Source organism: Flavobacterium ammonificans (assembly GCF_020885975.1).
Taxonomy (GTDB): domain Bacteria; phylum Bacteroidota; class Bacteroidia; order Flavobacteriales; family Flavobacteriaceae; genus Flavobacterium; species Flavobacterium ammonificans.
The window spans coordinates 1026229-1040811 of record NZ_AP025183.1; the positions used below are offsets into that span (position 1 = coordinate 1026229).

The 14583-nt window shown below is 36.0% G+C and carries 14 protein-coding genes; 13 read left to right on the forward strand and 1 reads right to left on the reverse strand.

The features are described from left to right. Nucleotides 1–27: 27 nt before the first annotated feature. The 6 genes from LPC23_RS04460 to metF all read left to right on the forward strand — a co-directional run bounded on the left by LPC23_RS04460 (nt 28) and on the right by metF (nt 7214). Nucleotides 28–612 (forward strand): precorrin-2 dehydrogenase/sirohydrochlorin ferrochelatase family protein, encoded by a 585-nt coding sequence (locus tag LPC23_RS04460; RefSeq protein WP_229326942.1) that lies wholly within the window; start codon nt 28–30, stop codon nt 610–612. A gap of 103 nt (nt 613–715) precedes the next feature. Beyond that, the gene (locus LPC23_RS04465) at nt 716–1768 is read left to right on the forward strand and encodes an NAD(P)/FAD-dependent oxidoreductase (protein ID WP_229326944.1); all 1053 of its coding nucleotides are present in this window, start codon (nt 716–718) and stop codon (nt 1766–1768) included. Between the two features lie 296 nt (nt 1769–2064). Beyond that, nucleotides 2065–3042 carry a homocysteine S-methyltransferase family protein gene (locus tag LPC23_RS04470; RefSeq protein WP_229331416.1) on the forward strand — a complete coding sequence of 326 codons (978 nt, stop codon included), beginning with the start codon at nt 2065–2067 and terminating at the stop codon, nt 3040–3042. A 75-nt stretch (nt 3043–3117) separates the two neighbouring features. Beyond that, nucleotides 3118–3471, forward strand: coding sequence for a four helix bundle protein (locus LPC23_RS04475; protein ID WP_229331417.1), 354 nt, complete (start codon nt 3118–3120; stop codon nt 3469–3471). 2 nt (nt 3472–3473) lie between these two features. Beyond that, entirely contained in the window at nt 3474–6176 is a 2703-nt protein-coding gene (metH, locus tag LPC23_RS04480) for a methionine synthase (protein ID WP_229331419.1), read from the forward strand. Nucleotides 6177–6257: 81 nt separating this feature from the next. Beyond that, nucleotides 6258–7214: a methylenetetrahydrofolate reductase [NAD(P)H] gene (gene metF, locus LPC23_RS04485; protein ID WP_229326948.1), complete on the forward strand. Its 957-nt coding sequence runs from the start codon at nt 6258–6260 to the stop codon at nt 7212–7214. Between the two features lie 53 nt (nt 7215–7267). Here metF and gldA read toward each other — a convergent pair whose 3' ends face one another. After that, on the reverse strand, nt 7268–8164 hold the full coding sequence (gene gldA / locus LPC23_RS04490; protein ID WP_229326949.1) for a gliding motility-associated ABC transporter ATP-binding subunit GldA: 897 nt from the start codon (nt 8162–8164) through the stop codon (nt 7268–7270). Nucleotides 8165–8557: 393 nt separating this feature from the next. Between gldA and LPC23_RS04495 the strand changes: the two genes are divergently transcribed. The 7 genes from LPC23_RS04495 (at nt 8558) to LPC23_RS04525 (ending at nt 14575) form a co-directional block, all read left to right on the forward strand. Continuing rightward, nucleotides 8558–9391 (forward strand): prephenate dehydratase, encoded by an 834-nt coding sequence (locus LPC23_RS04495; protein ID WP_229331421.1) that lies wholly within the window; start codon nt 8558–8560, stop codon nt 9389–9391. A 21-nt stretch (nt 9392–9412) separates the two neighbouring features. After that, nucleotides 9413–10558, forward strand: coding sequence for a pyridoxal phosphate-dependent aminotransferase (locus LPC23_RS04500; protein ID WP_229331423.1), 1146 nt, complete (start codon nt 9413–9415; stop codon nt 10556–10558). A gap of 78 nt (nt 10559–10636) precedes the next feature. Beyond that, complete coding sequence (locus LPC23_RS04505; protein ID WP_229331425.1) at nt 10637–11494, forward strand: prephenate dehydrogenase; 858 nt, start codon at nt 10637–10639, stop codon at nt 11492–11494. An 11-nt stretch (nt 11495–11505) separates the two neighbouring features. After that, complete coding sequence (locus tag LPC23_RS04510) at nt 11506–12588, forward strand: bifunctional 3-deoxy-7-phosphoheptulonate synthase/chorismate mutase type II (RefSeq protein ID WP_229326954.1); 1083 nt, start codon at nt 11506–11508, stop codon at nt 12586–12588. A 231-nt stretch (nt 12589–12819) separates the two neighbouring features. After that, entirely contained in the window at nt 12820–13797 is a 978-nt protein-coding gene (gene rsgA, locus LPC23_RS04515) for a ribosome small subunit-dependent GTPase A (RefSeq protein WP_229331427.1), read from the forward strand. Then, the gene (gene dtd, locus LPC23_RS04520; protein WP_229331429.1) at nt 13797–14249 is read left to right on the forward strand and encodes a D-aminoacyl-tRNA deacylase; all 453 of its coding nucleotides are present in this window, start codon (nt 13797–13799) and stop codon (nt 14247–14249) included. The genes rsgA and dtd overlap by 1 nt, the downstream gene beginning before the upstream one ends. Further along, nucleotides 14249–14575 (forward strand): nucleotide pyrophosphohydrolase, encoded by a 327-nt coding sequence (locus LPC23_RS04525; RefSeq protein ID WP_229331431.1) that lies wholly within the window; start codon nt 14249–14251, stop codon nt 14573–14575. The genes dtd and LPC23_RS04525 overlap by 1 nt, the downstream gene beginning before the upstream one ends. Nucleotides 14576–14583 lie beyond the last annotated feature (8 nt).

A 14583-nucleotide genomic window follows, 5' to 3' on the forward strand; every position in this document is an offset into this window, starting at 1 on the left:
CGTTCCTTTGGCGAAAGCTAAAAAAATATGGAAGAAAGAAACGAACTATATCCTGTGTTTTTAAAACTACATCAATTGAATGTGTTGATTGTGGGTGGCGGAAATGTAGGTTTAGAGAAGTTATCTTTTATGTTGAAATCCAGTCCGAATGCCAATGTTGAAGTAGTAGCGCCACGATTTCTTCCTGAACTGGAAGCTTTGGTTGCACAACATCCTTCGGTTAAGCTAACAGCAAAGAAATTCAATCGTTGGATGCTTCGCAAACGCCATTTGGTAATTGCGTGTACGGATGATTTGAAGGTAAATAAAAGAGTATTTGATTTGTGTCGCAAGCGTCATTTGATTTGCAATATTGCCGACACACCTCTGTTGTGTGATTATTATTTGGGGGGAATTGTAACCAAAGGAAATGTAAAAATTGCTATTTCAACCAACGGAAAATCACCCACAACAGCTAAGCGATTGCGAGAATTTTTTGAAGAAATAATTCCAGACGACATCAATACAATGGTCGAAAATTTGAATGAATACCGAAAAACCTTAAAAGGAAATTTTGAAGAAAAAGTCCAAAAAATGAATGAAATTACCGAATCGTTGAAAAATAAGAAATAGTGATTGAATTGAAAAAGTGATAAATGTTACCTTTAAAAACTAAAATCATTCGTTCATTTGCATAAAATTAGATAAGAATAATTAAAGGATAAAACCTAATAGCATGATTAAAACAGACATACTTATAATTGGAGCAGGCCCAACAGGTTTATTTGCCGTATTCGAAGCGGGATTATTAAAATTAAAATGTCATATTCTAGATGCTTTGCCACAACCGGGTGGACAGCTTTCCGAATTATATCCTAAAAAACCCATCTATGATATTCCAGGTTTTCCTGAAGTATTGGCAGGTGACTTGGTAGATAATTTGATGGAGCAAATCAAGCAATTCGAACCAGGATTTACGCTTGGGGAGCGTGCTGAAACCATTGTAAAACAAGAAGACGGAACCTTTATCGTAACCTCTAATGCAGGAACACAATTCCACACACCAGTAGTTGCCATTGCAGGTGGTTTAGGAAGTTTTGAACCTCGTAAACCCTTAATTGAAAATATCGAATTCTACGAAGATAAAGGAGTAAAATACTTCATTAAAAATCCAGAAGAGTTCAGAAATAAAAGAGTCGTAATTGCTGGTGGAGGAGACTCGGCTTTGGATTGGAGTATTTTCTTGGCTGATGTAGCTTCAGAAGTAACTTTAATTCATAGACGAAATGAGTTTAGAGGTGCTTTAGATTCAGTAGAAAAAGTACAAGAGTTGAAAAACGAAGGTAAAATCCGAATGATTACGCCTGCAGAAGTAGTGGGTATAAACGGTGCGAATCATATTGAATCGATTGTAATTGAAGAAGATGGAGTGCAAAGAACGATCGAAACAGATTATTTCATTCCGCTTTTTGGTTTGACACCTAAATTAGGTCCAATCGCTGATTGGGGATTGGAAATCGAGAAAAATGCGATCAAAGTAAACAACGCTTTGGATTACCAAACGAACATTCCCGGAATTTTCGCCATTGGTGACGTTAATACTTATCCGGGTAAATTGAAATTGATTCTTTGTGGTTTCCACGAAGCCACTTTGATGTGCCAGGCGGCCTACCAAATCATCAACCCAGGAAAACGTTATGTGTTGAAATACACTACCGTTTCTGGGGTAGACGGATTTGATGGAACTCGTAAAGAAGCGCCAAAAGCAGTAGTAAAAGCGATCGTGTAAAAACTTTTGCATAACAATACAAAGCGCTATTACTTTCGAGTTTTAGCGCTTTTTGTTTGTTGGCAACTGACGCAATTCCAAATTTTTAAAAGGATCGTTACTAATATTTTTTTAAAGCAAAGGAATGGCGTATTTTTGCCAAGATTTTTTCCTGCTGTACGCTGTATCTTTTTTCTGAAACCCAGAATAAAAGGATGCCGCTTCCATCAGGGCTAAAAGGCAGAAAGGGATTTTTTTGCCAAGAAGTAAACAACATAATAGTTTGATGAAGTGCCTTCAAGGCCAAAATAAAAAATATGTCAAAAATTCAACAAGCCATAAAAGAAAGAATCTTAGTCCTAGACGGTGCTATGGGAACCATGTTGCAACGCAACAATTTCTCTGAAGAAGATTTTCGTGGCGAACGCTTTAAAGATTTTCCACATCCGTTAAAAGGAAACAACGATTTACTTTCGATTACACAACCCGAAGCCGTAAAACAAGTCCACCGTTTGTATTTTCAAGCAGGCGCCGATATTGTAGAAACTAATACATTTTCTGGAACGACTATCGGTATGGCCGATTATCATTTGGAAGATTTAGTATATGAGTTGAATTACCAATCGGCTAAAATTGCTCGAGAAGTGGCTGACGAATTCACAGACCGTCCCCGATTTGTAGCGGGTTCTATCGGACCAACTAACAGAACGGCTTCGATGTCGCCTGATGTAAACGATCCGGGTTATCGTGCAGTTACTTTTGACGATTTGCGTGTGGCGTACAAGCAACAAGTAGAAGCCTTGATTGATGGTGGTTGCGATGTGTTATTAGTGGAAACTATTTTTGATACTTTGAATGCTAAGGCTGCTCTTTTCGCCATTGAAGAAGTAAAAGAAGAACGTAAAATAGATATGCCAGTAATGGTTTCAGGAACGATTACCGATGCTTCAGGAAGAACACTTTCGGGCCAAACGGTGGAGGCTTTTTTAATTTCGATTTCACACATTCCGTTATTGAGCGTTGGTTTTAATTGTGCTTTAGGAGCCGACCAATTGAAGCCGTATTTGAAACGTTTGTCGATGAATACGCAATTGAATATTTCAGCTCATCCGAATGCAGGTTTGCCTAATGCCTTTGGACATTACGATCAAACTCCAGAAGAAATGCAAGCTTTGATTAGAGAGTATTTACAAGATAATTTAATCAATATTATTGGAGGTTGTTGCGGAACTACTCCAGATCACATCAAAGCAATCGCTGATGTAGCGAGAGAGTTTAAACCGAGAAAAGTGTAAGGGTTGATAGTTGGTAGTTGTTGGTTGATAGATTGAAAACTAAAAACTATCAACCAACAACCAAAAACAAAAAAGATGGAATATATAAAATTAGATGTTTGGGTTGAAACTAGGAAACTAGCTAATTTGATTTATGATGCAACTAAAGTTTTTCCTAAAGAAGAAATTTTTGGTTTGGTGAATCAAATGAGAAGATGTGCTGTTTCAGTTCTATCTAATATAGCAGAAGGTTGTGGTCGTCAAACTGCTAAGGATACGATTAATTTTTTGCATATTTCAAGAGGCTCTTTATATGAGTTAGAAACACAATGTTATTTAGCATTGGATCAAAATTATATTGATGAAAATAATTTTACTGTTATTTTTAATCAAATTCAAACAAGTAAGAAATTGTTAAATGGATTTATCAATTATTACAAAAAATTATAATTATGGGTATTGATATTACCAACAACCAACAACCAACAACCAACAACTATTTAAAGTTGTCCGGTCTAGAGCCATTAATTATTACCCCAGAAACTAATTTTGTGAATGTGGGGGAACGAACTAATGTAACTGGTTCCAGAAAGTTCCTTCGATTAATCAAAGAAGAGCAATACGAAGAAGCCTTAGATATTGCGAGAAATCAAGTGGAAGGTGGTGCGCAAATCATTGATGTCAACATGGATGAAGGAATGTTGGATGGGGTGTATGCCATGACCAAATTCTTAAACTTAATTGCTGCTGAACCCGATATATCTCGTGTTCCCGTAATGATTGATAGTTCGAAGTGGGAAATCATCGAAGCTGGATTGAAAGTAGTTCAAGGAAAAGGAGTCGTGAATTCTATTTCGCTTAAAGAAGGAGAAGAAAAATTCATTGAATACGCTAAAAAAATCAAACGTTACGGTGCTGCGGTAATTGTAATGGCATTTGACGAAAAGGGTCAAGCTGATAATTACGAGCGACGTATCGAAATTTGTAAAAGAAGTTACGATGTATTAGTCGATAAAGTTGGTTTTCCTGCTCAAGACATTATTTTCGACCCGAATATTTTCCCAGTGGCAACAGGAATGGAAGAGCATAAATTAAATGCTTTGGACTTTTTCCGTGCGACCAAATGGATTAGAGAAAACTTGCCGTATGCTCATATTTCGGGAGGAGTAAGTAATGTTTCTTTTTCGTTTAGAGGAAATGACAAAGTGCGTGAGGCAATGCACTCCGCATTTTTATACCACGCCATTAAGAATGGAATGACAATGGGTATCGTGAATCCTGAAATGTTAGAGATTTACGACGAAATTGATCCTGTTTTGTTAGAACATGTAGAAGATGTTTTGTTAAACAGAAGAGAGGATGCTACAGAGCGTTTATTGGATTTAGCAGAAAGTTTCAAAGGGGATTTCAAAGCCAATGAAAAAGCAATTGCAGAATGGCGTTCAGGAACAATACAAGAACGTTTAACTCATTCGTTAGTAAAAGGAATTGACGAATTTATAGAAATAGATGTAGAAGAAGCAAGACAAGCGGCTTCGAAACCCATTGAAGTTATCGAAATCAATTTGATGGCAGGAATGAATGTGGTAGGCGATTTATTCGGAAGCGGAAAAATGTTCTTGCCACAGGTAGTTAAATCGGCACGTGTAATGAAAAAAGCGGTAGCGTATTTATTGCCTTTCATTGAAGCGGCTAAAGACGGTTCGGCTTCCTCAAGTGCTGGAAAAGTATTGATGGCGACTGTGAAAGGTGATGTTCACGATATTGGAAAAAACATTGTTTCAGTTGTTTTAGCTTGTAACAATTACGAAATAGTCGATTTAGGTGTAATGGTAGCGCCTGAGAAAATTATTGCAGCAGCTATCGAGCATAATGTAGATGTTATTGGATTGAGTGGTTTGATTACGCCTTCGCTGGACGAAATGGTATATTTAGCCAAAGAATTGGATAAATTGAATGTTCAAATTCCAATTATGATTGGTGGAGCAACCACTTCGCGTGCGCATACAGCCGTGAAAATTGCACCTCAATATAAAGCGACAGTAGTTCACGTAAACGATGCTTCTAGAGCAGTAACAGTTGCTGGAAACTTATTGAATTCAGAAACTAAAGAAAAATACACACAAGACATTCGTACCGAATACGATGCGCTTCGTGAAGGCTACTTGAATCGTAGTAGGGATAAAAATTTCCTAACGATTGAGCAGGCAAGAGTAAATAAATTAAAGTTAGATTGGAGTACCTATACGCCAACAAAACCTAATTTCATTGGTACAAAAACCGTTGAGGTTGCGATTGCTGATTTAGTAGATTTTATCGATTGGACACCATTTTTCAATTCTTGGGAATTGTACGGAAAGTATCCAGCTATTTTAACCGATGATGTGGTTGGAGAACAAGCTACGTCTTTATTTGCGGATGCACAAAAAATGTTACATCAGTTAATTCAAGAAAATTGGTTGACTGCCAAAGGTATTTTAGGAATTTACCCTGCCAATACGATTAATGATGATGACATTCAGTTGACAACTAATAATGGACAACAATTCACTTTTTTAACGCTACGTCAACAATCCCAAAAAACGGCTGGCGCGCCTAATATCGCCTTAGCTGATTTTATTGCGCCAAAAGATTCAGGAGTTCAAGATTATATGGGTTGTTTTTGTGTAACCACTGGTTTTGGAGTAGAAGAAAAAGCCAAAGCATTTGAAAAAGACCTAGACGATTATAATTCGATTTTGGTCAAAGCCTTAGGCGATCGTTTGGCGGAAGCCTTTGCTGAATATTTGCATTTGCAAGTTCGTAAGGAAATTTGGGGTTATGCCTCTGAGGAAAATTTATCAAATCAAGATTTGATCGCTGAAAATTATAAAGGAATTCGTCCTGCACCAGGATATCCAGCTTGTCCAGACCATTTAGAAAAACCAACGATTTGGAAACTCTTAAATGTGGAACAAGAAATTGGAGTAACTTTGACTGAAAGTATGGCCATGTGGCCGGCTTCATCGGTCTCAGGGTATTATTTTGCCAACCCAGAAAGTAAGTATTTTGGTTTGGGTAAAATAAAACAAGATCAAGTAGAAGATTATTCGAAACGAAGAAATACAACACTGGAGCAAGCTCAAAAATGGTTGGCTCCGAATATTGCAGATTAATTCAGTTCTCGGTTGACTGTTGTCAGTTTTAAAGTAAAACGACAACTAACAACCGACAACCAACAACCAACAACCGATACTATGAAAGTAACAGACCATATAGCAGCAGCCAAAGGAGAAACTTTATTCTCATTTGAAATTGTGCCGCCTACCAAAGGAACAAGTATCCAGGAATTGTATGATAATATAGATCCGTTAATGGAATTCAAACCGCCATTTATAGATGTAACCACTTCTCGTGAGGAATATGTTTATGTGAATAAAGGCAATGGTTTACTAGAAAAAAAATTAACCAGAATGCGTCCAGGAACTTTGGGAATTTGTGCGTCTATTAAACACAAGTATAATGTGGATACTGTACCTCACGTACTTTGTGGCGGATTTACCAAAGAAGAAACGGAGTACCTTTTAGTAGACTGTCATTATTTGGGTATTGATAACGTAATGGCCTTGCGTGGCGATGCCATGAAAGACGAACAATCTTTTATTCCGAAAGAAGGCGGAAACCATTATGCAGCTGATTTGGTGAGCCAAATTCACCAATTGAATCAAGGGAATTATTTACACGGTTTGAAGGATATCGAACATAAATCCGATTTTTGTATTGGAGTAGCGGGTTATCCAGAAAAGCATTTGGAGGCACCATCGTTAACTTCTGACTTGAAACGTTTGAAAGAAAAAGTAGATGCAGGAGCTGATTATGTAGTAACTCAAATGTTTTTTGACAATTCAAAATTCTTTGAATTTGTTGCCAAAGCAAGAGAAATTGGAATCAACGTTCCTATTATTCCGGGGATAAAACCGATTGCAGTACAAAGGCATTTGCAAATCTTACCTCAAATCTTTAGAATTGACTTACCAGAAGATTTAATCAATGCAGTGGAAAAATGTAAAACACCAGCTGATATTAGACAAGTAGGAGTGGAATGGGCAATACAACAGTCATTAGAATTAAAAGCTGCTGGAGTGCCGTTTTTACATTATTATTCTATGGGTAAATCAGAGAATATCCGTCAAATAGCGAGTAAAGTTTTTTAATTGAAACCTATAGATATTTAAAGCTTCTAATCTTTCAAAGGCTGGAAGCTTTTTTATTTTGTAACCTCTCTGAACACCGTTTCTAGGTTTTTATTTTTCTGGTTGAGTTGTAATGTTTTCAATCCGTTGGCAGTAGCAAAATCAAATACTACAGGGCGCATGTCTTTATCGGCAGCAAAAGTCAATTCCCAAATAGTACCATTGGTATTGGTATACGAACTAATGTTTTCAATCGTGGCAATTTGGGTTTCGGTTACTTCTTGGTCAAACTCTACTTCGATAATTTGAGTAGAGGTTTCTGAGATTAATTTTTCCAATTTTGTATCGGCTACAATTTTCCCTTTGTCAATAATAATGACACGGTCGCAAATCGCTTCTACTTCTTGCATAATATGCGTAGAAAGGAAAACAGTTTTGTCTTTACCTGCGTTTTTAATCACATTTCGAATCTCTATCAATTGATTGGGATCCAAACCTGTTGTAGGTTCGTCCAAAATCAAAACGTCAGGGTTGTGCAATAATGCATTGGCTAAACCCACACGTTGGCGGTATCCTTTAGAGAGTTGTCCAATTTTTTTATGACTTTCACTAGCTAATCCAGTCAATTGAATCACTTCTTCAATTCGTGATTTGGCTACTTTATATACATCAGCATTAAAAGCTAAATATTCCCGAACGTACAAATCCAAATACAACGGATTGTGTTCTGGCAAATAGCCAATAGAAAGTTGGACGTCTTTTTGTTGCGAATTGACATCATAGTCGTTCACTTTGGCACTGCCTTCATCAGCTGTCAGATAGGTAGTTAGAATTTTCATCAAAGTCGATTTTCCAGCTCCGTTGGGACCTAAAAAACCCACAATTTCTCCTTTTTTGATAGCAAATGAAATAGCATCTAATGCTTTTTGTGTTCCGTAACTTTTAGAAAGGTTCTTAATTTCTATTGACATTGCTTATTATTTACTACAAAAGTAAACAGAAAAAGCAATTATTTATTATTTCTTTAGATTTCAATTTGGTTACTATTTTCAAATTCACAATTATCGATTATTAAAACACTACTTTTTTAGCCAATTTGTAATTATTTTATAGTTTGATAAAGAATTCTGTTTTTGTTTTATAATATCCTTTATTTTACTTGGTTGAGTTAAAATTAATGCTAATATTTGCAATGTTAAACAAGGCAAAAAAAGCATCATATGTGTAGTAACCGTTTTTATTTTAGCAATACTTATTACTTCTTTTTTAGGAAGTAAGGATTGTTATATGGTTATTTGAAAAATTAAAAAGCAAATTAAAACAATATACAATCCTGATGAAAATCAGGATTTTTTTTTGAATTTATGGCAGCAAAAATTGCAATACAAGGTATTAAAGGCTCGTTCCATCATCAAGTGGCTCAAGAGTATTTTGAGAAAGAAGTTGAAGTAGACGAGTGTTTGTCATTTGAAGAGTTAATAGCAAGTTTGTTGACTGAAAAGTCAACTCAGGCAGTTATGGCGATTGAAAATTCGATTGCAGGTCCGATTATTCCTAATTATGCGTTGATTGACAAGAATAATTTGCACATAATTGGCGAACATTATTTAGATATTCATCAAAATTTAATGGCGTTAAACGGTCAGAAAATAGAAGATATTGAGGAAGTGCATTCGCACCCGATGGCCTTGTTGCAATGTATGGAGTTTTTGAAACAGTATCCTCATATTAAAATTGTTGAAGATAAGGATACAGCAGAAACAGCTCGAAGAATTCACGAAAAACAATTAAAAGGAATTGCCGCCATTGCTAGTAAAGTTGCTGCTGAAATGTATGATTTGGAAATTTTGGCGCCAGAGATTCAAACGATTAATAATAACATGACACGTTTTGTAATTATTAGTAAAACACAGTCACTTTTATCGACAGATGAAATTAACAGAGCTTCTCTCAAATTCGAATTGGATCACAAACGCGGTAGTTTGGCTGCAGTTTTGAATGTGATGAGCGATTGCAAATTGAATTTAACTAAGATTCAGTCGTTACCCAAAATTGAAACGCCGTGGAAATATTCGTTTTTTGTAGATGTGACCTTTGAGAAATATGAAGATTATGCCAAAGTAAAAGCCTTAATCGATATTATGGCCGAGTATTTCAAAGTTTTGGGAGAATATAAGAATTCAAAACCTAGAGGTTGATATAAAATTAGAATAACTGAGATGATTACAACGGCAAAACGTTTAGATATAGTAGAAGAATATTATTTCTCCTCCAAATTGAGAGAAGTAAGGCAATTGGCTGCAGAAGGGAAACCCATCATTAATATGGGAATTGGAAGTCCCGATTTGAAGCCTTCGCAAGCTGTTATTGAAGCTGTGATTTCGGCAATGCAAGAAGAAAATGCCCACCAATACCAAAGTTATCAAGGCTTACCCGAATTGCGTCAAAGTATGGCTGATTTTTATCAAAATAACTTTGGTGTAGTGATGAATCCTACTACTGAAATTTTGCCTTTGATGGGTTCTAAAGAAGGGATTATGCATATTTCATTGGCTTTCTTGAATGAAGGAGACCAAGTATTGATTCCTAATCCAGGCTATCCAACCTATACTTCGGTGACGAATTTAGTAGGAGCGGTTCCTGTTTATTATGATTTAAAAGAAAGTACCAATTGGGAACCTGATTTTGAAGCGTTGGAACAATTGGATTTATCCAAAGTGAAAATTATGTGGGTTGGTTATCCGCACATGCCAACGGGAGCGAGAGGAAGTTTGGCTTTGTTTGAAAAATTAGTGGCTTTCGCCAAAAAACACAGTATTTTGTTAGTTAATGACAATCCGTACAGTTTTGTTTTGAATGACAATCCTATGAGTTTATTACAGGTGGAAGGCGCTAAAGAAGTAGCTTTAGAATTGAATTCGTTGAGTAAAACTTTCAATATGGCAGGATGGCGTGTAGGAATGGTTTTAGGAAATGCCGTTTGTATTGATGCCGTGCTGAAAGTGAAAAGTAATATGGATAGCGGAATGTTTTACGGTATCCAAAAAGGAGCCATTGCAGCGTTGAAAAGTGATGCTTCTTGGTTCGAATCGATGAACGTCATTTATAGAAAGCGTCGTGTTTTAACCGAACAATTGGCAAAAAAATTAGGTTGCGAAGTGTATAAAGAAGGAGTAGGTTTATTTGTTTGGGCAAAATTACCAGCAGGAATTTCTTCTTCAGAAGCATTTATCGACCAAATTTTATACGAGAAACATATTTTTATTACCCCGGGAACTATTTTTGGAAGTAATGGAGAAGGATATATTCGATTTGCACTTTGTGTAAAAGAAGAATTAGTACAAGAAGCGATTGATCGATTTTAGATTCAAGAATAACGATTTTAGATTTCAGATTTTTCTACATCATTATTTATAATTGGAGTAGGAATAAAAAAACAAAAAATGAAAGTAGTTGTAATAGGTATTGGTTTAATAGGTGGTTCGATGGTTTTAGACATCAAAGCGCTGCATCCGGATGCGACTATTTTAGGGATGGATACGAATGAGAACCATTTGCAAGAAGCCATTGATTTAGGCGTTGTTGAAAAACAAGGAACTACCGACGATCTAGCCGATGCTGATTTTGTGATTGTTTCGGTTCCAGTAGATATTGCCTTGGTAGTTTTGCCACAAGTATTGGATGCTGTTGGTGAGAATACAATTGTTTTTGAAGTAGGTTCCACCAAGTTACCTATTTGTGAAGCAGTGGCTAATCATCCCAAGCGTCGCAATTATATTGCAACACACCCCATTGCAGGAACGGAGTTTTCAGGACCTTCGGCAGCAATAAAAGGATTGTTTCAAGGTAAGACGAATATCATTTGTGAGGTAGAAAAAACAACTTTTAAATTACAAGAAAAAGCCTTGCAATTGTTTACGGCTTTAGGAATGCGCATCCGCTATATGGATCCCGAAGCGCATGACAAACATATTGCGTATGTGTCTCATTTGTCGCACATTAGTTCGTTCATGTTAGGAAGGACAGTAATTGACAAAGAAACAGAAGAACAAGATATTTTTGATATGGCAGGCAGTGGATTTGAAAGTACGGTGCGTTTAGCTAAAAGTTCGCCAGCGATGTGGACACCGATTTTCAAACAGAATAAAGAACAAGTGGTGAATACCTTAGAAGAATACATTTCTAATTTAACTAATTTTAAAGAGTTATTAGAAAATGGTGATTATGATGCAATTTATAATGAGATGCAAAGTGTCAATCGAATTAAAGAAATATTAAACGGAATAAACATAAAAAAGTAATTTTAGTAAAGATGGAAAATAGTAAAGAAATGAGAAGTTGGTTGGAGGCATTCAAATTGGATCATCCATTAGTAATAGCTGGTCCATGTAGTGCTGAGACTGAAGAGCAAGTTTTAAAAATTGCTCACGAATTAAAAGATTCAGACGTAAGTATTTTTAGAGCTGGTATATGGAAACCTAGAACGCGTCCAGGAGGATTTGAAGGTGTAGGTGAAATTGGATTGAAATGGTTAAAAAAAGCCAAAGAAGAAACAGGTTTACTAATGGGTACTGAAGTAGCTACTGCAGCACATTGTAAATTAGCTTTGGAATATGACATTGATGTTTTATGGGTGGGAGCGCGTACAACAGCAAATCCATTTGCAGTACAGGAAATTGCAGACACCTTAAAGGGAACTGATAAAATAGTGTTGATTAAAAATCCAGTAAACCCAGATATGGCTTTATGGTTAGGTGGTGTAGAACGTTTGCATGCTGCTGGAATTAAGAAATTAGGAGTGATTCATAGAGGTTTCTCTACCTACCAAAAAACAAAATACAGAAATATACCAGAATGGCAAATAGCTATCGAATTGCAAAACAAATTCCCTGATTTGCCTTTGATCATTGATCCATCACATATTACTGGAAATCGCAATATGATTTTAGAAGTGACTCAAGAGGCATTAGATTTGAATTACGACGGTATGATTATCGAAACGCATATAGACCCTGACAACGCTTGGAGTGACGCAGCACAACAAGTTACTCCTGATACTTTGAAACAAATTTTTAAAGATTTGAAAATTAGAAAACAAACTGGAGATACTGCTGATTTTGACAATAAAATGACTAAGTTAAGAGCGAATATTGATGTTTTAGATGCTAATTTATTAGAGGTTCTTGGAAAACGTATGCAAGTCGCGGCAGAAATTGGCCAAGTGAAGAAAGAAGCTAACGTAGCGGTTTTGCAAAACAGTCGTTGGAATGAAATTCAAGCAAAAATGACTGCTGAAGGCGCTAAAAAAGGATTGTCAGAAGAATTTATCATTAAATTGTTCAAAGGAATTCACCAAGAAAGCATCGAACAACAAGAAAAAATATTGAATTCATAAAATGATTTATGATCGAGGATTAACGATTTAATATTTTAGATTTCTTGATTTATAAATTTATTAAAATCCCAAGGCTTATACTTTTGGGATTTTTGCTTATTAATAAATCATCTTTTTTAAATTTTATAATAAACTGTCTGTATAAACATAATGTATCATTTATCTTTGTAACTAGTTTTAGTTTTTTAAATCACAAGTCTAATATCGTTAATCTACATTCAAAAATCCTTTATGACAGGAATCGTTTATAAATCTACAGGAAGTTGGTACACTGTAAAATCTGAAACAGGGGATTTTATGGAATGTCGTATGAAAGGGAAGTTCCGAATGAAAGGGATTAAAAGCACCAATCCAATCGCTGTAGGCGATGGAGTAGATTATGAATTAGATGAAAGTTCAGATACTGTGACGGGAACTATTTATAACATTCACGATAGAAAGAATTATATTGTCCGAAAATCGGTGAATTTATCCAAGCAAATCCATATTATCGCGTCCAATATTGATCAGGTTTTTTTATTGATTACGATTGATAACCCGCCTACAACAACTAGTTTTATTGACCGTTTTTTGGTTACAGCCGAAGCCTACGGTATTGAAACGGTTTTGGTTTTTAACAAAATTGACACCTTAACGGATGCTTCTTTAGACGAGCAATTGTACATGCAACATGTGTATCAAGAAATTGGGTATCGTTGTTTGCGTGTTTCGTCAACTGAAGGAAAAGGAGTCGAAGAATTAAAACAATTGATGTTGGATAAAGTGAGCATGTTTTCGGGACATTCTGGTGTAGGAAAATCGACTTTGGTTAATGCATTAGAACCTTCCTTACATTTGAAAACAAAAAACATTTCGGAGCAAAGTAAACAAGGACAACATACGACCACTTTTGCCGAAATGTATGATTTGAGTTTTGGGGCCAAGATTATTGATACACCAGGAATTAAAGGATTTGGGATTGTAGATATGGAAAAAGAAGAGGTTGGAGGTTACTTTCCGGAATTTTTCAAATTACAAGGCCAATGCAAATTCAATAATTGTTTGCACAAAGAAGAGCCACATTGCGCTATAAAAGCCGCTTTAGAAAATGATGAAATTGCTTGGTCGCGTTACAACAGCTATTTAAAAATTTTAGAAGGCGATGACGAACATTACCGCACCGATGTGTATAATGAAGATCGGATAGCTAGCGATAAAACACGTGATTAATGAGAGTAGTTTTACAAAGAGTTTCTTCGGCATCAGTTTCTGTTTCTGAAAAAATAGTAGGAGAAATCCAAAAAGGGATATTAGTTCTAGTTGGAATTGAAGATACCGATACCCAAGAAGATATTGATTGGTTGGTTGTCAAAATTACACAGCTCCGTATTTTTGGAGATGAAAATGGAGTAATGAATTTGTCAGTAGAAGAGGTGAATGGCGATGTGCTTGTGGTAAGTCAGTTTACGCTGCATGCAGCTACTAAAAAAGGCAACCGACCTTCCTATATCAAAGCAGCTAGACCTGAAATTGCCATCCCACTTTATGAAAAATTTGTAACTGCATTAGAACATAAATTAGGTAAGAAAGTGCCAACGGGTATTTTTGGTGTCGATATGAAAGTAGCTTTGTTGAATGATGGCCCTGTGACTATAATTATGGATAGTAAAAATAAGGAATAATGGATTTAAAAAATGCACAATTAGAAGTAGATACTTGGATAAAAGAACATGGAGTTCGCTACTTTAACGAATTGACCAATATGGCGCAATTGACAGAAGAAGTAGGTGAAGTAGCCCGAATTATTGCTCGCCGTTATGGAGAACAATCTGAGAAAGTATCCGACAAGAACAAAGATCTAGGAGAAGAACTGGCTGACGTGGTTTTTGTAGTCCTGTGTTTGGCCAACCAAACCGGAATTGACTTACAAGCGGCTTTTGATAAGAAAATGGATTTGAAATCGGTTCGCGATAAAGACCGTCACAAGAATAATGAGAAATTGAAATAATTTGCACC